Here is a 24,458-nt window from a genome sequence, read left to right on the forward strand (position 1 = left end):
CGCGCAAGTTGCCGCAAGCGCGCGAGAAGATCAAGCGCAAGAAAAATGCCGGTGTTTATCCCTGGAAACGAGCGATGACCGCCTTGTAGTTTCCGTGCAGCGAATAGCCTCCCACTACAATATTTCCATCGGCGTGTGCGGCGACACAGGTGGCGGTATCCAGGCTGGGGCCCAGGCGCGTACGTGTATAGCCGCTGCCTTTGCCAAAACGGCGATCGGGAAGGCCGTTGGGCAGGTATCGCCCGAGAATGAAGTCTGCTTCGACGCCGCCGATGGTGGCGCCCGCCGTGAGCACACTGCCATCAGGTTGTAGCTGTGCGGCGGTCCACTGGCATCCGCTGTAACCGATTTCCCGCCGCTGCGGATGTCCTCCGTTGCAATGACTGTCGGGGCGCCCGTTGCTGTGCATTTTAAATGTCAGGCAGTGCATCGGCTCGCGACTGCTGCCAAAACACAGGATTTCGCCTTCGTTTTGCTGGACCACCCGGCTGACCCGGGCGCCATGCCCTTGCGCCTTGAAGGTCATGAATCCATCCACGGCAAATCGGTCGTCGAGGCGCCCGTCCGGGTGATAGCGTGCCAGCAAGCCTTCCTCGGGAAAATTGATCGATCCACCGACCAGGATTCGGCCATCACGTTGTACCGTCAGGCTGCTGAGCCAGGTATTCATCAGCAGGTGCCTGACCATCACGAAGCCGCGGTCGTTGAACGAGCAGTCCAGCGAGCCTTCGACATCCAGACGTATCAACATGCCGACGTGATCGGCCAGTTCGTAGTGATGGTTGGCCAGGATCAGGATCCGGCCGTCTTGCTGTATGGCCACATCGCAGGCTTCTGCGCCCGGCACACCCAGAGGCAGCCGGATATCGCGCATGCCCAGGGACAGATCGCCAGGTAATCGCACGACACGGCGGCCATTATCGCCAAAGCCTTGCACCAGGCGGCCATCTTGATCCAGCAATGCCAGGGCCGGGAGCGTGCGGTGCGCGTTTACGTATTGCAGGCCAGCCAACAGGATGTTGCCGTCGGGCAGGATCAGGACCTTGGTGCCCATGGCTTCGAACCCCGGTTCGAATTGCCCGATGACACTGCCTTGTTTACCGAACGTCAGGTCTGCGCAACCATCCGCCAGCAAGCGGGCCAGGCCAAAGCGGGTGCCATCGGCCATGCCGACTTTTGCGGCTACCAGCAAGCGACCTTGCGCATCGATCGCAACGTCATTGGCCAAGCTGAAAAGGCTGTCGGCGAAATAGACCTGGGTTTTGCCGTTGGCGGCAAACGTCGTATCGAGGGCCCCGGCGTTTTTCCGGGCTGCGGAGTAGGCAAAAGCGGACTGGCTTGACATGCACCGCATCTCCTTGCGAGTCGTCCTGATCCAGAGGTTTGGGTGGCGACTTGATAGGAAGATTATTCAATCCCTGAATGAAGGGATGCACAACGGTAAGAACTAACAGACGGAGGGTCGCTGTGTGCCACAACAGTGTCTTTTCGAACCAATGGCGAGCCTGCAAAGTATCAGGCGTATGTGAAGTTCGAATTAAACAGTGTCACGTAGTGTGCGCGGCCAGAAAAAACTGCGAACTAAAGACAGGGAAAGGGCGCGGATTACCCCGGAGTAATCCGCAAAACGATTAGTGCGGCATCGACCACGACTGCAGTGTGTAACCTTCCTCGCTCAATTCGGCGCGAGCCTGTTCCAGCAGCCGTTCGAGTTGCGCGGGATCGGAATAGGCGCTGCTTGGGATCTGCTTGCGGCCAATGTTGGTGCTGGTGCGGTCGATAACGGTCAGGCTGAGTTCGCCATTGCCGTCTTGTGGGGCCCAGGCCACGCATTTGAATGGTTTAAATGCGCAGTCGGCAATCAGAAGTGCTTCGTTGATACGGAGCGGGGCGTTCATAGGGTCTTCTCTCTGTATGCCCAATCAAGTGATAGGCCGACGGTTGGGCTTACCGTTCAGCTGGTTACTTGTACTGATGCCCGCAACCGGGGTTCGGGTCACACACATTCAAAAGAAATTTCCACTTTATTTCACAGATTCAAGGAAGAGCCTGACATTGAAAGCTGAATGAAAGGAAACAGTCGTTAGGTGACTAACATAATCGCAACTTATAACTGGTTTTGTGACATCCCTATAGTCAAACAGTACAAGGCCCTGTCAAATTCTTGCTAATGTTACAGCCAGGCCTGCCAAATGACTGTTTTTATTAAATTTTCATAAATTTGGCGCCAAGGATCAGTCATGAGTGATGCGCCTGCCTTACGACGTTTGTTAGTGGTGGACCCCTGTGACGATTGCTATCGCCTGCTCCCTGGATTGCGCGCCATCGGTTGGGACGTTGACAGCTGCACGCTGGAGAACGCCGTTGACCGAACCTGTGACGTGGGCTTGCTGCGCTTGCAGCCTTTTCACCTTGAGCACCCGGAGGCCGTCAAAGAGCTGATCAGCCGCAGCGGCACCGAGTGGATAGCCGTACTCAACCAGGATGTACTGCGGCTGCAAAATGTCGGCGACTTCGTCTGTGAATGGTTTTTTGACTTTCATACCTTGCCGTTCGATGTGTCCCGGGTCCAGGTAACACTGGGCCGGGCGTTTGGCATGGCGCGCTTGCGCGGGCAGGGCACGGTCTATGTCGACCAGCCCGAGCACGAATTGCTGGGCGACAGCAAACCTATTCGTGAGCTGCGAAAGCTGTTGAGCAAACTGGCTCCGACCGATTCTCCGGTGTTGATTCGCGGTGAAAGCGGCACTGGCAAGGAACTGGTCGCACGAACCCTGCATCGTCAGTCCCAGCGTCACAACAAACCCTTCATTGCGATCAATTGTGGTGCGATTCCCGAGCATTTGATCCAGTCCGAGTTGTTCGGCCATGAGAAAGGCGCATTTACCGGCGCGCACCAACGCAAGGTCGGACGGATAGAAGCCGCCAACGGTGGCACCCTGTTTCTCGACGAGATCGGTGACCTGCCACTGGAGTTGCAGGCCAACCTGTTGCGGTTCCTCCAGGAAAAACACATCGAGCGGGTGGGTGGCAGTCAGCTGATTCCGGTGGATGTGCGGGTTCTGGCGGCAACGCATACCGACCTTGAAGCCGCCATCGAAAAGAAACGCTTTCGCGAAGACTTGTATTACCGCTTGAACGTACTGCAAGTGGCGACTGTTCCGCTGCGCGAGCGCCATGGCGACCTGGCGGTGTTGGCCAACCATTTCTCCCATTTCTATAGCCATGAAACCGGGCGCCGCCCACGCAGTTTCAGCGAAGACGCGTTGATTGCCATGGGCAAACACGACTGGCCAGGCAATGTTCGCGAACTGGCCAACCGCGTTCGTCGCGGGCTGGTGTTGGCCGAAGGCCGGCAGATCGAGGCCCGTGACCTGGGGTTGATCAGTCAGCATACGTTGGCAGCGCCGATGGGCACCCTCGAAGAATACAAGTCCCGGGCCGAACGCCAGGCGTTGTGCGATGTATTGAGTCGCCACAGCGATAACCTGAGTGTCGCCGCCAAAGTATTGGGTGTGTCGCGACCGACCTTCTACCGGTTGTTGCACAAGCACCAGATTCGCTGAACCCCGGCCGCAAACCAAAACCCCGCTGCGATTGCAGTTGCAGCGGGGTTTTTGTTCGGGTCAGAAGTAGTAGGGGAGTTTCAGGCTGAACTGGAAGTCCGGGGCATCGTCCGTCATGCCGATGGACAGGTTGGGCACGATGGTCAGGCTGTCGGTGGCCGCAATGGTCATGCCGATGTTGAAGTAACCGGCGTTGGCATCGCTGGAGACCACCGCTTGCCAATCCCCGCCATCTTCCTTGAGCTTGCTTTTGCGTTGCACCAGGTCAGAGACCGAGAACGACATACTCATCTTTTCGTTCAAGGCGAACGCAATGCCGGCGCCGATCTGGAAGCTGTCGCCAATGCGGACTTTGCCCGGCGTCTTGACCGCCGGGTTGGAGCTGATGTCGTCGAAAGACTCTTCCATGTTGTACGTGTAGGACAGGCTGCCGAACAGCACCGCCGGATCGAACGTCTTGACCAGGGAGATCCCCGGCGTAATCGACCAGACGCCGTTACCGGTAGGCAAGGATTCAGGCACGGCCAGGTTTGAGTTATCGGCCACCCGAACCAGCTTGATGCCGAACGGGTCTTTGCCGGTAGGCGCCTTGACGCGCAAGGTCACCACGGCATCCGGCGTGTTGGCCGATTCGTCGAGGAATTTGTAGGCGACACCGAAGTTGACGTCACCTATGGTCGGGTCTTCCTTGACGGTGTCTTCGGTCGTGACGTTTGCGGCGCCGCTATTGCCGCCACCGGACTGGTACGTGGACTCACGGTAGACAACCGGTACGTTCAGGTCGAACTGCCAGCGATTGTTGAAGTTGTAGCGACCGGTGAGGTCAAGCGTCCAGGTGTCGGCCTTGATCCGGTCCAGGTTGATAGCGCCCAGGAAGATCGAGTCCAGGGCTAGAAAACCGTTGAGGACCAGTTGGCGAGAATCGTAGCGGGAGTAGGTTATCCCGGTTTCGACGCTGAACTTGCCACCGCCGAAAAACCCGCTGGCCTCGTCATACAGGTTCGAAACGCTTTGCGCCGGTTGCGAGTCATTGGCCAGCGATTGTCCATAAGAGCTGCCGCTCCCCCCCGAGGCGGCTGCGGCGCCGGTGCCGACGCCTGGATTGCCCTTGAGATCCGCTGGCGACTTGGCCAAGCGTTTGGGAGCGGGCGAGGCGGGCTGCTCTTCGACCTGGCGGACCCGTTGTTCGAGAACCGCCAGGGCTTTTTGCTGTACTTCGTATCGTTGTTTCAACTCCAGGAGCTCTTGTTTGAGAGCCTCCAGTTCCGGGTCAGGTGCTGCCTGCAACATCGCCGCCGGGAGTAGAGCACTCAAGCATGCAACTGCACGCAGTGATACTGATCGGTACATGAAATATGCCGTCCATTTGTGCCCAATGGTCCAGACTCAGCGTAGTTCAATAGCCCATGGTCCGTAATGCAGCAAGTTGGTTGAGGTTGCAGTCCAATGCCCCCGCACTCGGGCCATTATTGTTGAGCACTACGTTGAGTTGAGTCATGTTGTCGACCACATTGCTGCTGCCCAGCAACCGGGTGTTTTGCAGCAACCCGCCCTGGGCGACTTGTTGCAGGCTGGTGCCCTGGTTGTTGTTGGCGGTAATGGCCATCTGAACGCCGCCGCTGGTCGCGGATACCGCGACACTGCCTGCGGCATTACTGCCGGTGATGGTTTGACCGGCTATCAGCGCCTGGCCCTGGCCCGCCACCAGTGCAGGGGCCGTGCTGGCCTCTTTGACGTTGATGGCGATGTTGTTGTTTGCGCTGTTGCCATCACCTGCGGCCCGTGTGACCTGGGTTATGCCCCGGGAAGTGCTCAGGGCTGCGCCCCCCGACACGTGACCGCTGCCTGACCTGGACGTACCGCCATGACCCGATTGCTTGATGGTCGAAACATAGAACTCGGGCTTGACCGTTGCGGCTTGAAGCTGCATCGAGGTGGAGGCTCCGATCAGGTCACCACTGGCATTGCGCCAGGTACTGCTCATGACGACACCGAAGCTGATGACCCGCCCCGGCATCACATATCGGCCACGCAACTCGGCCAGTTCCTGGTCCTTGATTTCGATGGGTCTGAACTCATCAGCAAAACCTGAAGTGTTCGCTGCCAGACAGACAGCGACCACCCAATACGAGGTTTTCATTTGCTGCTCCCGGAGCATCCTGCCCCCTATCATCTTGTTGGCGATTAAAAGAAGTCGCTCTGTATGAAACCAAAATCCATCAATTCGGCATCTTTGACCGGGTTGAAGTTATCCATCTTGTTCTTGGCTGTCAGCGGTTCCGGTGGACTGCGTAACGCATTGGTCTTGTCGTAACCGGGACCGACGATAGCGAAAATAATGCCATTCCAGCCTTTGACAAAGTCATCATGGGAGTAGCGTTTGTGACCGAGTACCGGATCGCCGATATACACCCAGTTCTTGTCCGCCCGCTGCAACACCACGAAGTGCTTGTAGCCGCGAATTTCCATCAATACCACCACCGGAATCGTCACGGATTCGAGTCTTTCCGGCGGGATCCTGTAGCCCCGGGCGCGCATGCCGATGCGCTCTATGTAGCGCTTCATGTCCAGCATTGAAAAACCCTGGGTACGCACAAGGTCCTGGTCTGCGGTGACCAGCATGCCCTTGATGATGTGCTCCTCATCGACGTCGAGCCAATAGGCCTGGCGCAGTATCGTTGCCAGCGCGGCGGCGCCACAGCTGAAATCGGTTTTTTGTTCGACGATGTCGCTGAACTTGCGCTCGCGCAAACTCTGTACGTGCTTGTACACCAGCACGCCGCCCGGCAGGGCGGCAACCGGCATCTGTGCAGCCTGGGTCAGGCCAGACAGGCAGAGCAGGGCGAAAAGGACAGTCTTACGCATGATCGATACGCCTTGGGACTGTGGAAAATCCCCGTCGCCGGGGCTTTCATTGCAATCGCGATTACAGACAGGACTTGCAGCCCGCGGCGATGGACAGCGAGTTGCTTTGCTGGTTGCCCACACCAGACGATACGTTGGCTCCGCCGTTGCCGGAGAAGTTGTTCATCGAGCCCGTTATCGACGCATTGTTGGTTACAGGGGCTTTCCAGCCCTCTGGCGTGATCACTTGTTGAGTGGTTACACCCGCCAGACCGAGTACACCCACGGTAGCGAAATCAGTCTGGGTGCTGTCGTCATGGTTGGCGTTGTTGGTGACGTTCAGCCCGGACGTGCTTTGGTTGGCCGCCGCCGCCGCTTGCGCTACACGACCGCCCGAAACGGCAATCGCCAGGTTGTTTTTCTGTTGGTTGAAGTCGCCGGTGGTCACGTTGATGCCGATGTTGCCGGAACCGCTGTTGCCTGCGTTGTTGAGCGTTGTGTTGTTGGTGCTGGAGTGTTTCCTGGCGGTGTTGCCGGTGCTCTTCTGAGTCGCGCTGGAGGCGGCGACCGCGGTGCCGAAGATGAAGCTTTCGTCAGCCGTAGCAAGGGCGGCGGCGTTGTCTTGCTGGTTGCCGTTACCGGCTGCAACGTTGGCGCCCATGTTGCCGTTGGAGTTGTTCAGGGAGTTATCGACTCTAGCGTCGTTCCTGGTGTCCCGGCTCAATACGCTGCTGTCACTGCTTTCCTGCGAGTCCAGCACGGCGGCCCCGGCGCCTGCTGTAATCTGCAGAATTTGTTCCAGCGTCGGGCCTTTAGGCTGATGGTTGTTGCTCTGGCCGTCGCTCTGGCCGTTGCCTTGATCATCATCAAGGCTGCCTGCTTGTGCTGCGAATGCCATCACTGCTGCCAGAGCGAAAGCCAGAGGTTTGAGAGCAGTTGTCGGGTTCATGGTGTTTCTCCGTGCTCATTAGTTGGTCAGGTGTTGGTACTTCCCTAATCGCACTGTTTCGGGTCAGTCAGCGACCCGGATGCTCAAGGTGTTAGCCATTCGGTTCCCCACCCCGGCACTCTGGTTTACCTGGATCACTCCCCGGCTGCCGGTGAAGGCCTGGTCGCTTGTCACGACCTGGCGACTGCCATTTGGAGCGCCAGTTGCTCCCGAGTTCGGTAACAACGCCACGTTCTGTTGAGAAAGGGCACTATCGTCGATGGCTTGCGGTGCGGCGCTGATGCTGATGCGCATGGCGTTGGCCATCTGGTTGTTCGCCCCGGCGCTCTGGTTGACGCCCAGTACGCCGTTGCCATTACTGAAGGAGGAGCCGCCGATAGTGGCCGTCGCGTCCATCGACGGATTGGCGGGCGTAGTGATTTTCTGCCGGACGCTGGTGATCGCACCGGCTTGGGTGCCAATGGCGATCGCGCGGACGTTGGCCTGCTGTTGTTGATCGCCAGCCGCCTGGTTGACGTTGAAGTTGCCGCGGTATTGAGTACCCGAATCCTGGAGGGTGGCGTTATTCACCGAACTGACGCCCGAGTCGGCCATCACACTGGTGCAGCCGAGCAGGGCAAGTAACAGCAGGGATCGACACATCTCATTGGCCTCCCGCCATTCTGCCCAGTGAACCGAGGCCGCTGCTCATGGCGCGGTTGATGGTTCCGGAAATGGCGCTGCCACTGCCACCACCGTGACCGACAGACATGCCGGGCATACCGTTGGGGTTGGTGACGGCGTTGAGGCCTTGCAGGCCACCCAGGCTTTGCCCGTTGTTGTGGCGAAGGGCGGTTCCGGTGGTGACCCCGGCGATGTCGGCATCACTGAGTTCGCCGGTGACGCGGGCCGATGGGTTGGCATTGAGGGTGTTGGGGTTTGGATCCCTGCCGCCGCTGCGACCGATGGGCGTCGGGTGAATGGTGCGATCAAGCACGATGACGCCGTTGCCTTCGGCTTGAACGTCAAAACTGATAACCGCGCCTGCAGCGCTCGCGAAAAGCAGCAGGCACGTCAAGGCATGTTTATCGAGTATCCCCACGACGGTCTTTCCTTCTCATGTGGGCTGGCTCTGGTCGGCTTTTTGAAGGAGAGAGCGAAAGCTGTGCCGGTTTTTGAATATCTCGTTGATTCAATGGCTTATGGATATTGTCCGGATAGCCTTTGCCGAGAATGTTTCAAAGGTGAGACGAAACCCTGCGCAGGCAGCCCTTATTTGCGGATAAATCGCTCTGGAACAAGGGTTTCAGCGGTGCTGTATCAATGACTTAACAAATCCGATGATCCAGCGGTGAAGGGCGCTTAAACAGGCGGTTTGAGGCGGGAAGGGTGTTTCAGGACCGGACACTTTTCCCCCGGGACAGGGGGGGGGAGTGGGGAAGTTGCCCCAAAAGGCCGGTCAGGCGCCGAGCAATCGGGTCACGGCGTTCAGTGCCTGGAATCGGCGTTCTGCCCAATCTCCGCGCAGTACTTGAACCGGTTGGGCGTGGCGCTCAAGCCAGGCCAGGGTCTGCTCGAAAAATGCCTGGCGCTCACTCAATCGGGGTTGGCAACGCTGGCCATCATCCGTCCATTCGACGTGTTCCGGCGACAGCAGCAAGTGCAAGTCGTAATGCCGGGCCAGTAGCGCTTGTTCGAGCCAGGCGGGGCAGTCGCCAAACAGGGTTTGGCTCCAGAGGATATTGCTCAGCAGGTGCGTGTCGAGGATGAGCAAAGACGGTTGTTGCGCACGGGCTTCGTCTTCCCATGCCAATTGACCGCGGGCGATGTCCGGAATGTCGGCCAAGGTGGTGTCCCGGGGATTGTGCTCGATGAACCAGCGTACATACTCGTCCACCAGGATCCCGCCGAAACGCTGTTGCAACTCGGCCGCCAGCCAGCTTTTACCGCTGGATTCAGGGCCTGTGAGTACCAGGACTTTCATGCGCGCAACGCCGGATCGGCGCGCCATTGGCGCCAGCCCTGCACGGCGATAACGGCGAACAGCCCGTACAGGGTGGCGGTCAGGTACAGGTCCTTATAGATGAACAGCCCGACGAAAATCACATCCAGGGCGATCCATAGCGGCCAGCACTGGACACGTTTTTGCGCCATCCAGACCTGCGCCACCAGGCTGAATCCGGTCAGCGCCGCATCGAGCCAGGGTTGCGCGGCGTCGGTCCAGTGGGCCATGGCCGCCCCCAGCAACAGGCTGCCGAGTGCACCGATGGCCAGGCTCAACGCCACGGAACGGAAATCGAGCCAACTGACTTCGCGGCCATGGGTCGTTTCGCCACCCCGTGTCCACTGCCACCAGCCGTAAAGCTGCAAGGCGGCATAGACGACTTGCAGCAACATGTCCGAATACAGCTTCACCTCAAAAAAGATCCAGCTATAGAGCAGCACCATGACCAGACCGATGGGCCAGCACCAGGTGTTCTGTTTGACCGTCAGCCAGACGGCAATGACACCGAGGGTGGCGGCAAACAGTTCAAGCCCGGACATGGAGGTTCCTTGGTGAAATCGAAGAGGGGCCGATTGTAACCGGATTGGCGTCGGGAATCCCGTGGAGCAGGATGTGCTTCGTTGGTGCGCGATAACGCGGCAGCGCCAATCGGACTTGTCTGATAGGATTTCGGCCCCGCGCGGGTAAACCCGGATCAGGATTGTTTTTTCACAGGATTTTGACGGTTCCGTGGTGATCCTTGATGCGCGGGGCTTCAGCTAGGCTGATCGCAATTCAAGCTTTGGAAAAATATTAACGGGGCATGCCGGCGCGCATAGCCTTTTGGGGGATTGATGGATCTTTGGACCGCCTTTCAGGCATTGATACTTGGGGTTGTAGAAGGACTGACCGAGTTCCTGCCCATTTCCAGCACCGGCCACCAGATCATTGTGGCCGACATGCTCGGCTTCGGGGGCGAGCGGGCGATGGCGTTCAACATCATTATCCAGCTGGGTGCCATCCTGGCGGTGGTATGGGAGTTTCGACGCAAGATCTTCGATGTGGTCATCGGCCTGCCGACCCAGCCGAGCGCTCGGCGGTTTACCGCGAACCTGTTGATTGCGTTCTTCCCGGCCGTGGTGCTGGGCGTGATCTTCGCCGACATGATCCACGAGTACCTGTTCAATCCGATCACCGTGGCAGCGGCGCTGGTCGTGGGCGGGTTCGTCATGTTGTGGGCCGAGCGCCGGCAGCATGAAGTCCACGCCGAAACGGTGGATGACATGACCTGGAAAGATGCCCTGAAAGTCGGCTTCGCCCAATGCTTGGCCATGATTCCGGGCACTTCGCGTTCGGGCTCGACGATCATCGGCGGGTTACTGTTCGGCCTGTCGCGCAAGACCGCTACCGAGTTTTCGTTCTTCCTGGCGATGCCAACCATGGTCGGCGCAGCGGTGTACTCGGGCTATAAATACCGTCACCTGTTTGTCCCGTCCGATTTCCCGGTGTTCGCGATCGGCTTCGTCACGGCGTTCGTCTTCGCGATGATCGCGGTCCGCGGGCTGCTCAAGTTCATCGCCAACCACAGCTATGCGGCGTTTGCCTGGTATCGCATTGTGTTCGGCCTGATCATCCTGGCGACCTGGCAGTTCGGCTGGGTCGACTGGAGCGCGGTCAAGCCGTGAGTGACTCAAGCTCGCGCAATAACCCCGGGCGCCAGCCCGGGGGACAGATCCGTCATCCACGGCTGAAGTGGCTGGTGTTTGCACTCCTGTGTGCGTTGCCGCTGTCGGGGTCGGTGTCTTCATGGCTGCACGGGGTGTCGCTGATTCCCCTGGCGGCCTACGGCATCGTCAGCGTCGTGACGTTTTTCCTGTACTGGAGCGACAAGCGCAAGGCCCGCGGCGAGCAATGGCGTACGCCGGAGAATGTCCTGCATGCGCTGGAGCTCGCCGGCGGCTGGCCCGGTGCCTTGCTGGCGCAGCAAGCGTTCCGGCACAAAACCCGCAAAATCTCCTACCAGTTGGTGTTCTGGATCATCGTGCTCATGCACCAGGTGTTCTGGATCGACCACCTGTTCCTCGGCGCACACCTGTTCGCCTTGTTCTGATCGACAAGGCCCTAAAGCAACAAGCCGACTTGATTGCGCTTGGGCAGTTTGCTCACCACCAACTGGTGGGAGCGCTGCAACAAGCCCTGCAGTTCTTCGTTGCCGAGCGGGTAGGGCGTTTCCATGATGATCCACTGGGCGCGCGCCAGATAAGGCGCCGGATGAATCCCCGGGCGGTCGCAATGACCGAGAAACAGATCCTTGTCGACCTTGAAGGCCAGGGAATCACCCCGCAGGCCCTGCAAGGCGAACATCTTGTTCCCGGCAATCGAAAACACCCGCACGCCTCCCCATTTATAGTCTTCCCGCGCTCCGGGCAGGGTAAGGCAGAATTTCGCGACATCCTCTTCGCTCATCCGTCCGGCTTTCATAACAATCGTTCCCCGCAGGCATTGAATGACTCGACTAGATGGTCAATCCAGGCGCGTACCGCCGGCATGACCCCGCGTCGATGAGGATAGACGGCTTGCAGCCAGCCACCGGGCAACGACCAGTCGGGCAACAACTGCACCAGTGCGCCGTTTTCCAGTTCCTGCTCGCAATACATCATGGGCAGCATCGTAAAGCCCAGGCCGGAGAGGGTGCTGGCCTTGCGCACGATAAAGTCATCGATGCCCAGCCGGGCCTCGAGCGCCAGTTCACAACTTTTGCCTTTTTGATCCAGCATGCGGATGTGCACCATGCGGTCGGCCTCGAGGGCGCCGAGCACCGGCAGGTTTTTCAGATCGTCGGGATGGCTGATCTTACGGCCAACGAGGAAACCGGGACTGGCGACCATCAGCATCTGCGCCTGACGCAGGCGGCGGGTCACCAGCAGTGGGTCTTCGTCGCCCAGCTCCCGCACTCGCAGGGCCACGTCAATGCCTTCGTTCACCAGGTCGACCCGGCGGTTGAGCAGCATGACCTCCAGCTGGACTTGTGGAAACCTTTCCAGAAAGTCGCTGATCACCCCCGGTAATATTTCATGGGCCAGCCCAACCGGGCAGGACACCCGCAAACGCCCGCGGGGCTCGCTGGACATGCTGGCCACGGCCTCGTCGGCCATTTCCGCCTCCAGCAGCATCGCCTGACAGTGCCTGAGGTAACGCTCACCGACGGCAGTCAGTTTCAGTTGTCGGGTGGTGCGTTGCAGCAGTCTTGCGCCGAGGCGCTCTTCCAGTTCGGCGATGCGCCGTGACAATCGGGACTTGGGGATGCCCAGCAAACGCCCGGCCGCGGCGAACCCCCCGGCTTCCACGACTTTGGCGAAGTAATACAGGTCGTTGAGGTCTTGCATGATGTGAATCCAATTGTCCTATCTGTGGGACGAACTATCGCATTGTTACCGTCTAATCAGCTATTGGTTTCGTGTGTAGGATTAGTCCCATCAGATCGCCCTTGTGGGCGATCCTCACTTGGAGATCCCACATGAAACTGCTGCATATCGATTCGAGCATCCTGGGCGACAACTCGGCTTCCCGTCAGTTGAGCGGTGAAGTCGTCAAAGCCTGGCAAGCCGCCGAGCCAACCGCCGTGGTGACTTACCGCGACCTGGCCGCCGACGCCATCAGCCATTTCTCCGCCACCACCCTGGTCGCCGCCGGCACCACCGCTGAACTGCGCAACGCCGCACAACAGCACGAAGCGGAGCTGAGCACCTCGACCCTGGCCGAATTCCTGGCTGCCGATGCAGTGGTGATTGCCGCACCGATGTACAACTTCACCATCCCGACTCAACTCAAAGCCTGGATCGACCGCATCGCGGTGGCCGGCCAGACCTTCCGTTACACCGAAGCCGGCCCTGAAGGCCTGTGCGGCGGCAAGAAAGTCGTGATCGTTTCGACCTCCGGCGGCATGCACGCCGGTCAGGCAACCGGTGTTGCCCACGAAGAGTATTTGAAGTTGCTGTTCGGTTTCATCGGTATCACCGACATCGAAATCGTCCGTGCCGAAGGCCTGGCTTACGGTGACGACGTGCGCAACAAGGCCATGAGCGCTGCCCACGCACAAATCAGCGAGCAGTTGTTCGCCGCTGCGTAAGGCTTGGGTAAAAGTAAGCAACCGTTCAGGTAAAGCCCAAAAAACTCTGTATTCTGGCTACGCAAGTACCAGTTACGGAGTTTTTTGTTTCTGGTCGTTTCAGATTGTGGCCCGACTCATGCAGTCCAGGGCGTACGTCTCAAGTCCGGTAACAAGGCGGGGCATCCATGATGCGTCTTTGTGCAACTTTACTGATTTGCCTGCTCAGCAGCTTGAATACAGTGCACGCCGCGCCTGCACCGCATCCTCACTGGAGCGTCGGCTTCCACGAGATGACTTTTCTCGACCCGCTGGACTTGCAGCCGATGCGCGCCATTGCCTTCTATCCTTCCAGTGATCGGGAACACACCAGCAAGCTCGAGGGTTACACCGTCGAAGCCGGGGAGGACACCAAGGTCGCCATCGGCCGGTTCCCGATGCTGATGCTGTCCCACGGAAATACCGGTACCCCGCTGGCCCTGCACGACCTTGCCACGTCACTGGCGCGCAAAGGCTTTGTCGTGGTGGCGGTGATTCACCCCGGTGACAACTCCAGGGACCACAGCCGACTCGGTACTTTGAGTAACCTGTACGGCCGGCCGATCCAGATTTCCGAAGCCATTACCGCGACCTTGGGCGACCGTATGCTGTCGCCGTTCGTCAATGCCGATCAGGTGGGGGTCATTGGCTATTCGGCCGGTGGCGAGACCGCATTGATCCTGTCCGGCGCGACCCCGGACCTGGATCGCCTGCGCCGTTACTGCCAGGAGCGCCCGGATGACCGCGATGCCTGTAACACCCAGGGCGAATTGATTGTCGACCGCGACGACCTGCAACCGGTGGCCGATCCTCGCGTTCACGCCTTGATGCTGATGGCACCGTTGAGCCTGAAGTTCGGCCGCCACACCCTGGCCGATGTGCATGTGCCGGTGCTGCTTTACAGCGGCGATGGCGACAAGCTGGTGGCTGTCGACAAGAACGCCGCGGCGCTGGCGCGCAAACTGCCGACCGCGCCTGACTTCAAGTTACTGGCCGGGGCAGGGCACTTCGTCTTCATGGCGCCGTGCAATGACGAGCAGATCGTAATCATGCCTGCGCTGTGCACCGATGCCGATGGCGTCGACCGGCAGGACATTCATCGCAATCTGATCTCCGAAGCCGGACGCTTCTTCACGCGCACCCTGGGCAGGCCGACCCGGGCGGGGATGCAGACTGCCGATCAGTAATTTGCATACAACCCTGTGGGAGCGAGCTTGCTCGCGATGGGGCCATCACATCCAACATCGATGTCGACAGATACTCCGCCATCGCGAGCAAGCTCGCTCCCACAGAGTCAGCGCCAAGGCTTACGTCATCGAACGACTCTTGAGCAGCAGCGTCAGCCCCAAACCCGTCACCGACAACAACGCAGCACTGAAGAAAATCCACGCATAACCCAGGTTCAACGCCACTGCGCCCATCAAGGGGCCGGCAATCGCCAGCGCCAGATCGAAAAACACCGCATATGCACTCAAGCCCGCCCCCCGGCTGGAGTTGGGCACCTGTTTGATGGCCTCGACACCCAGCGCCGGATACACCAGGGACAGGCCCAATCCAGTCAGGCCGGCGCCAATGAGCGCATACCCGGTCGAAGGGGCCAGCCACAACAGCACCAGGCCAACCGTCTCAATGCACATGCAGGCAATGGCCGACGTGAACCCGCCAAACCGGCTGATGGCGGATATGAACAGCAGCCGCGACAGAATGAAACACACACCGAACACGGTCAGGCAGTAGGCCGCGCCGGTCCAGCCACGATTGACGTAGTACAGAGTGATAAAGGTCGTCAGGGTGCCGTAGCCAATGGACGCCAGGCTCAAGCTCGCGCCGAACGGCGCAATGCGTCCGAACACGGCCCGGAACGGCAAACGTTCACCGCGCACCACGGGCACCGAGGGCTTGTTGCGAATCAGCAGCAGTGCGGCCAGGGCCAGCAGCGACAGGGCGATACCCAGGCTGGCGAAACCCAATTGTTGCACCATGACCACACCCAGCGGCGCACCAATGGCAATCGCCCCATAGGACGCGATGCCGTTCCAGGAAATCGACCGCGCGGTATGCTCGGCGCCCACCTGGCCCATGCACCAACTGATGGTGCCGACACCGATCAACCCTTGGGCGATCCCCAGTAGCAGGCGCCCGGCGATCAGGATCAGCAGGCTGAGCAAGGGAAAGCCTTGCAACAGGGTCGACAGCAAGGTCAGCACGCCGCTGAGCACAATCCCCGCCAAGCCATAGATGATTGCGCGCTTGGTACCAACGCTGTCCGACATCCGCCCGGCCATGGGCCGGCTGAGCAGGGTGGCGAGGTATTGCGAGCCGATGGTCAGCCCGGCCACGATGGCGCTGAACCCGAGTTGTTCGTGGACATAACCCGGCAATACCGCAATCGGCAAACCGATGCAGAGGAAGGCAATGAAGGTATAGAAAACGATGGAGACGATCTGCAGGGTGATCGCCAATGAGCTTTGCGGAGCAACTTGCTGCACAGACATGAGGGCTCGTTCGCGGGCGGCGGTGGGAGACCTGCATCATGGCGCGGCGTTGGGATAAAAGAAAGCAGGCTAACTACTTTTGCCGTGACATTATCGTTGTTCCTCATCGCGAGCAAGCTCGCTCCCACATTTTGAAATGCATTCCCCTGTGGGAGCGAGCTTGCTCGCGATGATTCATGTACCAACAAGAAACCTTGGCCCGGAATGCAAAAAGCCCCGTCACCAGGACAGGGCTTTTCACTTGAAGCTTGTAGCTAAAGGCTTGTAGCTACCTTTAGAACACCACACCCTGGCTACGCAGGTAATCGTCGTAGGTGCCGCTGAAGTCGGTCACGCCGTTAGGGCTCAGCTCGATGATGCGGGTGGCCAGGGACGATACGAACTCACGGTCGTGGCTGACGAAGATCAGCGTGCCCGGGTAGTTCTCCAGCGCCAGGTTCAGCGCTTCGATCGATTCCATGTCCAGGTGGTTGGTCGGTTCGTCCATCACCAGTACGTTCGGCTTTTGCAGGATCAGCTTGCCGAACAGCATGCGGCCTTGCTCACCACCGGAGATGACCTTGACCGACTTGAGGATCTCGTCGTTGGAGAACAGCATGCGGCCCAGGGTGCCACGGATGATCTGCTCGCCCTGAGTCCACTGGCCCATCCAGTCGAACAGGCTGACGTCGTCTTCGAAGTCGTGGGCGTGGTCCTGGGCGTAGTAGCCCAGCTCCGCGCTTTCGGTCCACTTCACGGAGCCGGCGTCCGGGGTCAGTTCGCCCATCAGGGTACGCAGCAGGGTGGTCTTGCCGATACCGTTCGGGCCGATGATCGCCACGCGCTCGCCGGCTTCTACGGTGAAGCTGAAGTTCTTGAACAGGGTCTTGCCGTCGAAGCCCTTGGACATCTGCTCGATGGTCACGGCCTGGCGGTGCAGCTTCTTGGTCTGTTCGAAGCGGATGAACGGGCTCACGCGGCTCGATGGCTTGACTTCGGCCAACTGGATCTTGTCGATCTGCTTGGCGCGGGAAGTGGCCTGCTTGGCTTTCGAGGCGTTGGCCGAGAAGCGGCTGACGAACGTTTGCAGTTCGGCGATCTGGGCTTTCTTCTTGGCGTTGTCCGACAGCAGTTGCTCGCGGGACTGGGTCGCCGCAGTCATGTACTCGTCGTAGTTGCCCGGGAACAGGCGCAGCTCACCGTAGTCCAGGTCGGCCATGTGGGTGCAGACGCTGTTGAGGAAGTGACGGTCGTGGGAAATGATGATCATGGTGCTGTTACGCACGGTGAGAATCGATTCCAGCCAGCGAATGGTGTTGATGTCCAGGTGGTTGGTCGGTTCGTCGAGCAACAGCACTTCCGGATCGGAGAACAGCGCCTGGGCCAGCAATACCCGCAGTTTCCAGCCTGGAGCCACTTCGGACATCGGGCCGAAATGCTGTTCCAGGGGAATACCCAGGCCCAGCAGCAGTTCGCCGGCACGGGATTCGGCGGTGTAGCCGTCCATTTCGGCGAATTCGGTTTCCAGCTCGGCCACGGCCATGCCGTCTGCTTCGCTCATTTCCGGCAGCGAATAGATGCGATCGCGCTCGGCCTTGACCTTCCACAGCTCTTCGTGACCCATGATCACGGTGTCGATCACGGTGAATTCTTCGTAGGCGAACTGGTCCTGGCGCAATTTACCCAGGCGCACGTTCGGCTCCAGCATGACCTGGCCGCCGGACGGCTCGAGGTCACCGCCGAGAATCTTCATGAAGGTCGACTTGCCGCAACCGTTGGCGCCGATCAGGCCGTAACGGTTGCCACCGTTGAACTTGACCGAAACGTTTTCGAAGAGCGGCTTGGCGCCGAACTGCATCGTGATGTTAGCTGTGGAGATCAATTACCTTACCTATCAATGGGTTAGAGCTGGTCTTTTTTGCCTGATACCGATTTGATACCAATCTGGAGCTTTTCCAGCTCCGCCCAGTCTGAGCTTGAGTTGAGCCAACGCGCATACGTCGTCAGCAACATTTGGACACTGTGGCCAAGCTGCTGAGCGATGAATGCGGGGTTCATGTTGGACATTAAGCATATTGTCGCATAAGTATGACGGCAGTTGTACGGCGGTCGATATAACACCGACAGCGCTTTGAGTGCCGGGCCCCACTGTTTGTGCAGATCGGAGGTCTGTTTGATGAACTCGCTGTTCTTCGACGGCGGAAACACGTAAGGCGTGGTCTTGACCTTGCCAATGCCTTTGGCGCGGCGCTCGGCGTACTGGCGGGCGAACTCCAGCGCGTGCAGCGCTCGCTCGTTCAGCAGCACGAACCGATCCTTTCCGGTTTTTGTGCGCTCTTCTACAACACCCAACGCCACTGTGCGGCAGACATGAACCTGACGTTTCACCTGGTCAACGGCATCCCAGCGGAGCGCGGCGACTTCAGACAGGCGAAGCCCGGTGAAGAACGCGAACTCAAAGAATGCGGCATAAATTCCACTGGGCCAATGTTGTGTCTGGTACAGGTGATCGATGATTCGGTTGGCTTCGTCCAGGGAAAATGGGTTGATCTCCTTGCGCCCCCGTTTTGGGAGATCGATCATCTTGGCCGGATTTTTCTTGATCAGCTCTTCAACAACGGCCGCCTCCAAGATTGTTGAGAGCTTGACCAAGGCGTTGCACCGGACACCTGGTGACGTCCACTCCGTGGCCGCAATGATGCGGCGTAGGAGGGTGGTGGTGATCAGGTCGATACGTACCAGTGCCAGCGGCGGAATCCAATACAGGTTGAGCGCACCCTTATAATTGTTCCGCGTGCCTTGGGCGATGACTCGGCCATCAAGCCATAACTGGGCGTACTCATGAAAAGTCGGGATGCCGCCGAGCGATACGGTCGAGTTCGGGAACAGCTCGGCGTACTTGGCGTCTGCGTTGAGCGTTCCCCGTGGTACCAGCATCAGCGAAATCGTCATGCCGGATAACGTCGTGGTCCGCGTGGTGGGCAACGTCCGCCTCAACGCCTGGCAGGACCAGTTCGTCACCCTGCGTACTGACGGTCGCCTGAAAGCGTTCATTCGTCAGCAGGAAACCGATGTGGTGATGAAGGCCAAGGCCGAAGGCTCGGAGTTCGAGTTCGACAACGATGCCCACCAGTACGGTGTCGACACCTGGCGAAACGTGGGCTTCGGTCGCTGGCAGTACGCCGTCCTGAACAAACTGGTGTAATCCCGCGGGCCTACACGTCATCGAGGACATCGATATGCCGAAGTATCAAGTTGATCAGCCCATCACGCTGTACAGCGGTGAGTTGATCTTGACCGCTGCTCAGGCCGCTGTGCGAGCGCACAGCCTGGAAGCGGTCCAGGGCAAAAAGGGCCGTTACATCATTCTGGATGCCGTTCAGTTCAAGGCGGGGGAGGTGATCGTTATCCCAGGCGAACCGGACAAGGCATTGGCGCAGCGTGTGAGTAAGGTCGAGAAAGCAGCCGGGGGCAGTGATGGCGAATAAGACCTACACAGTCGTGTCCGGAACCTTTCGCGGACCTGGTGACGCTGTACCGCGTTGTGCAGAACCACCTCGAAGAGTTCGTGCGCCAATTCAAATGGGCGCTCAGTTCGCGTCAGGTGTTCGAGTGGCAGAAGATGACCCGCCCCGAAACCCTCACTGACATCCAGCGCGCCGCTCGATTTTTCTACCTGCAGCACCATGCCTTCGCCGGCAAGGTCACCGGGCAAACTTTCGGGACCGCGACCACCGGTCCTGCTATCAACCTGCTGCGGATCGAGGAAAACCTTTCCGCCGCCTGGCAGCGTCTGTCCGGTACTTATGTCGAAAATTTACCCTGGCTGGAATGCGCCGAGCGCTACGACCGTGCCCATACCTTCCATTACATGGACCCGCCTTATTGGCAGACCGCTGGCTATGGCGTGGACTTTCCGTTTGAGAACTACGAGCGGATGGCTGACTTTATGCGTCGCTGTAAGGGGAAGGTGATGGTCAGCATCAATGACCACCCGGATATCCGCCGGGTGTTTGAGGGCTTTCACTTTGAGATGTTGGATATCCGGTACAGCACAGCCAATCAGCGCCAGGGAAAAACCGAGGTGAGCGGTGAGCTGATGATCTTGAATTGGGAGCCAGCAGCGCTAGGAGGGTTGTTTTAGTTGGGGATTGCAGGTGACCTATTTACGGAGGGGCACCTGCAGAATTGCATCAGTCGTCCGTTGAAGTTACTGGACGACTGATCCCTTGGTAAAGAAGATTAAGTATGTAGTGGGGTCATCGTCGGATTTTTTTTATGACCTCAATACTTGTTTCCGCTCCAATTTTATCTGAATACTTTAGCAGGAGAGTTTCAAGAAGCTCAGTTTCTCGGTCTGCATAGTCGGAAGTGGAGGATAGTGCGGATTGCATCAGTTTTTTTATTTCTTGGGATGAGTCCGACTCTTGAGGCCTTTCCGCCACTTTGAGAAAACGATCAAGCCCATATGTATTTATGGTTTTTCGACCTTTTGGTGTTTTCCATCGATACAGTTGTCCCGCTACAATGACTTCGAGGTGATCTTCGTATTGGTCAAAGTGTGGGTGCACGATAATATATGTGCTAGAACTGACTGGATAGCGAACGCCTGTGATAGAGCGCGCTAGTACAGGCTTTGAGCTTTTTTCAATGTTGCAATCTATGCAGGTTATGCAAAGGTTTTTAGGCTCGAACATGAAAGCAGGATGTAAGAATCTAGATAAAATATGTTCTGCATCCCACGCTCTGTTATGGCTAACCACTATCCTTTGTTTGCAAAAGCAACAGGTGTAATTTTGTTCTTTTATGTAATGATCTTTTATTGTTTTTTTTATGGAGGTGAATTCGTCTTTAGACCAATCGCTAGCGGATTTGTCGCTTGACGCAATGAAGTGCGCTATTATTTTACTTTCCGATTCTGAGAATTTAACTTCGTTCATTTTGTAATAACGCTCAGGGCTTTTTGTAGAGTGGAAAGAAGCTTCTGTGCTGGGTCGTTATCGGGGACTATGTTGTGAAACTCCATGAGCTCGTTAACTTTTGTTAAAAACGAGTGATCTGGTTTTTGGCCGTCTCGTATTGCGGTTAATGCTTCTACGGCTTGCGATATCAAATATTCGTTTCTGTTGCCTGGAGCTTTAAATACTTGAGCTAGTTGGTAGTCGAGAGATTGAGAGCTGGCTTCTTTTCCTTCAAGTATTTTGGTTGGATTGTCTTCTAAGTTGACGATGTAAGAATTTGAAGTGGTGATGGATGATACTATTTGAGGGGAGTGTGTGGCGATTATGAAGTGGCATTGTTTGTAGTGGGAAAAAATCGTAGATAAGAGTGGTAAAAAATCTTGCTGCCACTCAGGGTGAAGACTCAACTCTGGCTCGTCTAGTAGAATCACTGTATTGTTTGTGATTTCTGCTGCAATTGAGAGGATGTTAAAGAGGATGCACAACTCTCCTGAGCTTGCTTCGGACAAAAGAAATCTAGAATTAGTTGCGATTTTGTTGAATTCGATATTTTCCAGGTCGATTAGATCGAATTTTACCAAGGTGGAAAGTTCTTTTAAGTAAGTCGACTGACTGCTGTTTTGTGATTCGTGATCTGGGTCTAGGTCTAGTTCCAGTGTATAGAGTTTGTTTCGGTCTGAGTTCGTTTCGGTTGCATCGTTATATAGTACTTTTGCGGAGCGTATTATGTCGTTTTGATCTTCTTCTGAGAGGTTGTCATCCCCTCGTGCTATTCCCTTAAAGAAACGTGAGCTTTGTACAGCGTCGATAGGGGTACGGTAGTTTTCTTTGCGGATTATCTGATCAAGAGAAATGTGATCGTTGTCTTTTAATATGATTTTGAATTTTGAGCTTAGGCCTAGATATTCGAAGAGCGGTAATATTTCGTTCTTTCGATCCTCATGTTTGAGGAAGAAACTTATGAATGATGCACCTAGCTGATCAAATTTTGATTTCAAATAGCTTTTTGACATTCTATAGTCGGTTCTAGCTCCACGGTAGTAGTAGTAGGATTTTAATTGGTTTTCTTGATGGCTACTAGTGGTCCGATCTGCCAAGGGGAATTTGTCAAATGGGCTTGACGAAACGGCGATAATTCTGGGGTGAGTAAAGTTGTCAGATTCGAGTTTGTTGTCGCTAGAGCGTTCTAGTGTAAAGTCGTTTAAATGATGTTGTTTTATAGTTTCGATTATTGCGGCACGTTCGTTTTCCGGTATGTCGCCTAAATGATATTGATTTAGGTTGAATTCGTCCTGCTTTATTTCAATTCTGTTGGTGGTATTTGCGAATATGTATGTCATGCTCCCGTTTTCGATCCACTTAGAGTTTTCGCTAGGATCGTAACTGTAAGGTGTCCTCTTGTTTAATATGGAGAGAATACTTATTTGGCATATTTTTTTGAATAATACGCTTTTGCCGCACCCATTTCGACCCACAATTAGAGTGAAAACATTGTTCTCTCTGTTGTGCAGGTACCCGCAAAGCAGTATCGTTCTATTGTCGAATGTTACTTCGCTAATTATCATTGCAGTCCCTATGCGTTTTTAGTGGCTTGTTAGCGTCGATTTTCATGTTCTGTTACGGGATGCTCGCCCAAGTCTTCTGGGAGCTCATCTAGAAGTTCTTTTGAGTGATATTGAAGAATTATTTCACCTTTTGTTAATCTGTCCGTCCAGTACTTACCCACTAGTTTTTGTTTTGGCTTCTCAATGATCTGGAACACTGCTGTTCCATCATGGGGAATACTCCGTTCGTTCAAGCTTATTCTGGGCTTGCTAGTGAAGGTATACGCCATGCTTTTAATCTGCCGATCAGGTTCAATAAGAAATCCCTCAGAATACGAAGAGCTCTCCATTTCACTCGTACGCATCATGCAGCTAATGTGGAAGAATGACTGATTCACAGTCAGCATTACTGGTATAGGAGGTGGCTTTGCGCCCGTCTCTGGATTTTTCCAATCTGAATGAATAAAGCCCACCCAGCTTCCGTTTAAATTCGGAAATGGAACAAGCCATCCTCTAAATATTTTAAGTTTCCATCCCCATTTAACAAATACTGCTATCACCAAAAGATCAAAGCTCACGACTTTTGGAATAAGCCCAAAAAAATCTAGCACCTTTGATAGGTCTAGTTTGCTAAAGTAGGCAATCGAAAACCAAGCAACTGCTGAAGTTCCGACTAGCAGATACAGCGAGTTTTTAAGTGTTACATTGCGCATTATTTAAATCCAAAGTAGTTCCAAGCTGCTTTTGAAAACTCGCGCCCATCTTCACGAGTCCATTTTTGATTTGGATGAAACAGGTAAAAACATTCATTTACTTCTACCCAGCGCCCAGAGTCCGGCTCATCACCTTGAAGATTATCCCAAATATAAAAAAGCATCGCTCTGAGGCATTCTGTCCAGGTTGAATGAGCAAACACAGTGTCTGGACAGTTGTAGGCTAGGCATTCCATAAAGAAGGATGGCAGTTCGCGAAATGTTTTATCTTCTGCCATTGCATTTTCAATGCGCTTTAAAAGTCGCGCCCCTTTTTTATAGGCATTACCAGTTCGCTTGTTCTTAGCTATCCCGTTTTCCATTTGCTGGGCTGGATAGTTGACGATACTACTGCCATCCGTTTTGAATATTTTAGTTCCATATCTCGTCTCATGGCTAAAGTGATATTGAAAGCTAAAACATGGAACGACATCAGCATCTACACGCGCTGTGCTAGAATTTATCTGTATGGCTGTAGACCCCGTGGAGTCTACTTGACCGGGAAACTTCGCATTCATTGCGGAAAGGAGCTCGGCTCTCAGCTTTGCTGGGGTCCAAATCCCCTCATATGGTTCACCAGGCGTATAATCCCCTTTTTCATGCTGCTCCCAATATAAAACTTCCGTACACTCCACAGCTATATCGACATCACTATCTGAACGCACATTAGTGTTGTTGGCGTAAGATCCTTTCGCATAAACCTTCAACGAGCAATTGTTGAATGGTTCGTGTGAATCTATTGCTTGGCGAATCATTCGCTCCGTTCTATCTTGCTTGTCCTGCTCGGTGTCACTCGAAGGGCCAGTCCATCCGGACAATTTATTTTCTAGGCTCATTGCTTATCCTTTGAAAACGCTAACTATAAGTAGGCGACACATGTAACATAATTTTTACGCTACATACGTCGCATAACGTTCCTTGTCCTTGCGTAATCCCTTGCCAATTGAGTTTCGCGTTAAAGACGCGACATTGGCATAAGAAAAAAAGCGACAAGACCTACACGTAGGTTACGAAGTCGTTAGCAGTGTGTCTATGGCTGACTTGGCTGGCTTTGTGGTTTTACAGGTCAGCGGCTGAAAACAACAAAAAGCCCTACAGCCTGATCAGGCTGTAGGGCTTTTTTGTTTGAGCTTTCGAGGGGAAGTGCGTAGGGATGGACGCCGAGGGAGGGGGTAATCGATACCGATTTTGATACCATTCAATGCATTTTTGGGCGTATTCCTGCGATCCTGTGCGGCACAAGCCCTTGATTTTACTA

26 protein-coding genes and 1 pseudogene are annotated in these 24,458 nt (G+C 56.0%); 8 read left to right on the forward strand and 19 right to left on the reverse strand.

Annotated features, from left to right (window positions below; translation table 11 throughout):
- Window positions 1-55 precede the first annotated feature (55 nt).
- Both AC1RS8_RS05605 and AC1RS8_RS05610 read right to left on the reverse strand, forming a co-directional pair.
- Window positions 56-1,345, reverse strand: coding sequence for an NHL repeat-containing protein (locus tag AC1RS8_RS05605; RefSeq protein WP_218495584.1), 1,290 nt, complete (start codon window positions 1,343-1,345; stop codon window positions 56-58).
- Window positions 1,346-1,631: 286 nt separating this feature from the next.
- On the reverse strand, window positions 1,632-1,898 hold the full coding sequence (locus AC1RS8_RS05610) for a hypothetical protein (RefSeq protein WP_090455359.1): 267 nt from the start codon (window positions 1,896-1,898) through the stop codon (window positions 1,632-1,634).
- Window positions 1,899-2,240: 342 nt separating this feature from the next.
- On the opposite strand from AC1RS8_RS05610, the gene AC1RS8_RS05615 reads away from it, so the two are divergent.
- Window positions 2,241-3,566 (forward strand): sigma-54 dependent transcriptional regulator, encoded by a 1,326-nt coding sequence (locus AC1RS8_RS05615; RefSeq protein WP_340312007.1) that lies wholly within the window; start codon window positions 2,241-2,243, stop codon window positions 3,564-3,566.
- Window positions 3,567-3,626: 60 nt separating this feature from the next.
- Here AC1RS8_RS05615 and fapF read toward each other — a convergent pair whose 3' ends face one another.
- The 8 genes from fapF to pnuC form a co-directional block, all read right to left on the reverse strand.
- Window positions 3,627-4,916 carry a fibril amyloid transporter FapF gene (fapF, locus tag AC1RS8_RS05620; RefSeq protein ID WP_489338563.1) on the reverse strand — a complete coding sequence of 430 codons (1,290 nt, stop codon included), beginning with the start codon at window positions 4,914-4,916 and terminating at the stop codon, window positions 3,627-3,629.
- Between the two features lie 46 nt (window positions 4,917-4,962).
- Window positions 4,963-5,724: a fibril amyloid subunit FapE gene (fapE, locus tag AC1RS8_RS05625; protein ID WP_079246748.1), complete on the reverse strand. Its 762-nt coding sequence runs from the start codon at window positions 5,722-5,724 to the stop codon at window positions 4,963-4,965.
- A gap of 26 nt (window positions 5,725-5,750) precedes the next feature.
- A complete protein-coding gene (fapD, locus tag AC1RS8_RS05630; protein ID WP_057714739.1) occupies window positions 5,751-6,431 on the reverse strand; it encodes a fibril amyloid maturation endopeptidase FapD in 681 nt (226 codons plus the stop codon).
- 61 nt (window positions 6,432-6,492) lie between these two features.
- A complete protein-coding gene (gene fapC / locus AC1RS8_RS05635) occupies window positions 6,493-7,359 on the reverse strand; it encodes an amyloid-like fimbrin subunit FapC (protein WP_057714740.1) in 867 nt (288 codons plus the stop codon).
- A gap of 63 nt (window positions 7,360-7,422) precedes the next feature.
- The gene (fapB, locus tag AC1RS8_RS05640; RefSeq protein WP_340312001.1) at window positions 7,423-8,001 is read right to left on the reverse strand and encodes a fibril amyloid subunit FapB; all 579 of its coding nucleotides are present in this window, start codon (window positions 7,999-8,001) and stop codon (window positions 7,423-7,425) included.
- Window position 8,002: 1 nt separating this feature from the next.
- Entirely contained in the window at window positions 8,003-8,440 is a 438-nt protein-coding gene (fapA, locus tag AC1RS8_RS05645; protein ID WP_057714742.1) for a functional amyloid chaperone FapA, read from the reverse strand.
- Window positions 8,441-8,797: 357 nt separating this feature from the next.
- A complete protein-coding gene (locus AC1RS8_RS05650) occupies window positions 8,798-9,322 on the reverse strand; it encodes an AAA family ATPase (RefSeq protein WP_340311999.1) in 525 nt (174 codons plus the stop codon).
- On the reverse strand, window positions 9,319-9,882 hold the full coding sequence (gene pnuC / locus AC1RS8_RS05655; RefSeq protein WP_429521061.1) for a nicotinamide riboside transporter PnuC: 564 nt from the start codon (window positions 9,880-9,882) through the stop codon (window positions 9,319-9,321). The genes AC1RS8_RS05650 and pnuC overlap by 4 nt, the downstream gene beginning before the upstream one ends.
- A 294-nt stretch (window positions 9,883-10,176) precedes the next feature.
- On the opposite strand from pnuC, the gene AC1RS8_RS05660 reads away from it, so the two are divergent.
- On the forward strand, window positions 10,177-11,007 hold the full coding sequence (locus AC1RS8_RS05660; protein ID WP_057714745.1) for an undecaprenyl-diphosphate phosphatase: 831 nt from the start codon (window positions 10,177-10,179) through the stop codon (window positions 11,005-11,007).
- Window positions 11,004-11,432 (forward strand): DUF1294 domain-containing protein, encoded by a 429-nt coding sequence (locus AC1RS8_RS05665; RefSeq protein WP_489338562.1) that lies wholly within the window; start codon window positions 11,004-11,006, stop codon window positions 11,430-11,432. Before AC1RS8_RS05660 ends, AC1RS8_RS05665 begins: the two co-directional genes overlap by 4 nt.
- A gap of 11 nt (window positions 11,433-11,443) precedes the next feature.
- Here the strand turns inward: AC1RS8_RS05665 and AC1RS8_RS05670 are convergent, their stop codons facing one another.
- Together AC1RS8_RS05670 and AC1RS8_RS05675 are read right to left on the reverse strand one after the other, a co-directional pair.
- Window positions 11,444-11,803 carry an MmcQ/YjbR family DNA-binding protein gene (locus tag AC1RS8_RS05670; RefSeq protein ID WP_489338561.1) on the reverse strand — a complete coding sequence of 120 codons (360 nt, stop codon included), beginning with the start codon at window positions 11,801-11,803 and terminating at the stop codon, window positions 11,444-11,446.
- On the reverse strand, window positions 11,800-12,708 hold the full coding sequence (locus AC1RS8_RS05675) for a LysR substrate-binding domain-containing protein (RefSeq protein WP_489338560.1): 909 nt from the start codon (window positions 12,706-12,708) through the stop codon (window positions 11,800-11,802). The genes AC1RS8_RS05670 and AC1RS8_RS05675 overlap by 4 nt, the downstream gene beginning before the upstream one ends.
- A 131-nt stretch (window positions 12,709-12,839) precedes the next feature.
- Here AC1RS8_RS05675 and AC1RS8_RS05680 point away from each other — a divergent pair, with 131 nt between their 5' ends.
- Entirely contained in the window at window positions 12,840-13,451 is a 612-nt protein-coding gene (locus AC1RS8_RS05680) for an FMN-dependent NADH-azoreductase (RefSeq protein WP_489338559.1), read from the forward strand.
- 167 nt (window positions 13,452-13,618) lie between these two features.
- Window positions 13,619-14,656 carry an alpha/beta hydrolase family protein gene (locus AC1RS8_RS05685; RefSeq protein WP_090455340.1) on the forward strand — a complete coding sequence of 346 codons (1,038 nt, stop codon included), beginning with the start codon at window positions 13,619-13,621 and terminating at the stop codon, window positions 14,654-14,656.
- Window positions 14,657-14,776: 120 nt separating this feature from the next.
- Here the strand turns inward: AC1RS8_RS05685 and AC1RS8_RS05690 are convergent, their stop codons facing one another.
- From AC1RS8_RS05690 to AC1RS8_RS05700, 3 genes are all read right to left on the reverse strand, one after another.
- Window positions 14,777-15,964 carry an MFS transporter gene (locus AC1RS8_RS05690; RefSeq protein WP_489338558.1) on the reverse strand — a complete coding sequence of 396 codons (1,188 nt, stop codon included), beginning with the start codon at window positions 15,962-15,964 and terminating at the stop codon, window positions 14,777-14,779.
- Window positions 15,965-16,238: 274 nt separating this feature from the next.
- Window positions 16,239-17,825, reverse strand: coding sequence for an ABC-F family ATPase (locus AC1RS8_RS05695; RefSeq protein WP_033052720.1), 1,587 nt, complete (start codon window positions 17,823-17,825; stop codon window positions 16,239-16,241).
- Window positions 17,826-17,845: 20 nt separating this feature from the next.
- A complete protein-coding gene (locus AC1RS8_RS05700; protein WP_489338557.1) occupies window positions 17,846-18,895 on the reverse strand; it encodes a tyrosine-type recombinase/integrase in 1,050 nt (349 codons plus the stop codon).
- On the opposite strand from AC1RS8_RS05700, the gene AC1RS8_RS05705 reads away from it, so the two are divergent.
- The 3 genes and pseudogenes from AC1RS8_RS05705 to AC1RS8_RS05715 all read left to right on the forward strand — a co-directional run.
- Window positions 18,894-19,148: a Mu-like prophage major head subunit gpT family protein gene (locus AC1RS8_RS05705; protein WP_493162465.1), complete on the forward strand. Its 255-nt coding sequence runs from the start codon at window positions 18,894-18,896 to the stop codon at window positions 19,146-19,148. The genes AC1RS8_RS05700 and AC1RS8_RS05705 overlap by 2 nt on opposite strands.
- A gap of 34 nt (window positions 19,149-19,182) precedes the next feature.
- Complete coding sequence (locus AC1RS8_RS05710; RefSeq protein WP_493162466.1) at window positions 19,183-19,431, forward strand: hypothetical protein; 249 nt, start codon at window positions 19,183-19,185, stop codon at window positions 19,429-19,431.
- A gap of 32 nt (window positions 19,432-19,463) precedes the next feature.
- Window positions 19,464-20,087 (forward strand): annotated as a pseudogene (locus AC1RS8_RS05715) (DNA adenine methylase); the annotation flags it as partial.
- 115 nt (window positions 20,088-20,202) lie between these two features.
- On the opposite strand, the gene AC1RS8_RS05720 reads toward AC1RS8_RS05715, so the two are convergent.
- Genes AC1RS8_RS05720 through AC1RS8_RS05735 form a run of 4 tightly spaced genes read right to left on the reverse strand, consistent with a single transcriptional unit; the run spans window position 20,203 to window position 24,036 of the window.
- Window positions 20,203-20,883: a hypothetical protein gene (locus AC1RS8_RS05720; protein WP_493162467.1), complete on the reverse strand. Its 681-nt coding sequence runs from the start codon at window positions 20,881-20,883 to the stop codon at window positions 20,203-20,205.
- A complete protein-coding gene (locus tag AC1RS8_RS05725) occupies window positions 20,880-22,469 on the reverse strand; it encodes an AAA family ATPase (RefSeq protein WP_493162468.1) in 1,590 nt (529 codons plus the stop codon). The genes AC1RS8_RS05720 and AC1RS8_RS05725 overlap by 4 nt, the downstream gene beginning before the upstream one ends.
- A gap of 29 nt (window positions 22,470-22,498) precedes the next feature.
- The gene (locus AC1RS8_RS05730) at window positions 22,499-23,161 is read right to left on the reverse strand and encodes a Cap15 family cyclic dinucleotide receptor domain-containing protein (protein WP_493162469.1); all 663 of its coding nucleotides are present in this window, start codon (window positions 23,159-23,161) and stop codon (window positions 22,499-22,501) included.
- Entirely contained in the window at window positions 23,161-24,036 is an 876-nt protein-coding gene (locus AC1RS8_RS05735; protein ID WP_493162470.1) for a nucleotidyltransferase domain-containing protein, read from the reverse strand. Before AC1RS8_RS05735 ends, AC1RS8_RS05730 begins: the two co-directional genes overlap by 1 nt.
- Window positions 24,037-24,458 lie beyond the last annotated feature (422 nt).

This window comes from Pseudomonas sp. GW821-FHT12A04 (genome assembly GCF_058807755.1).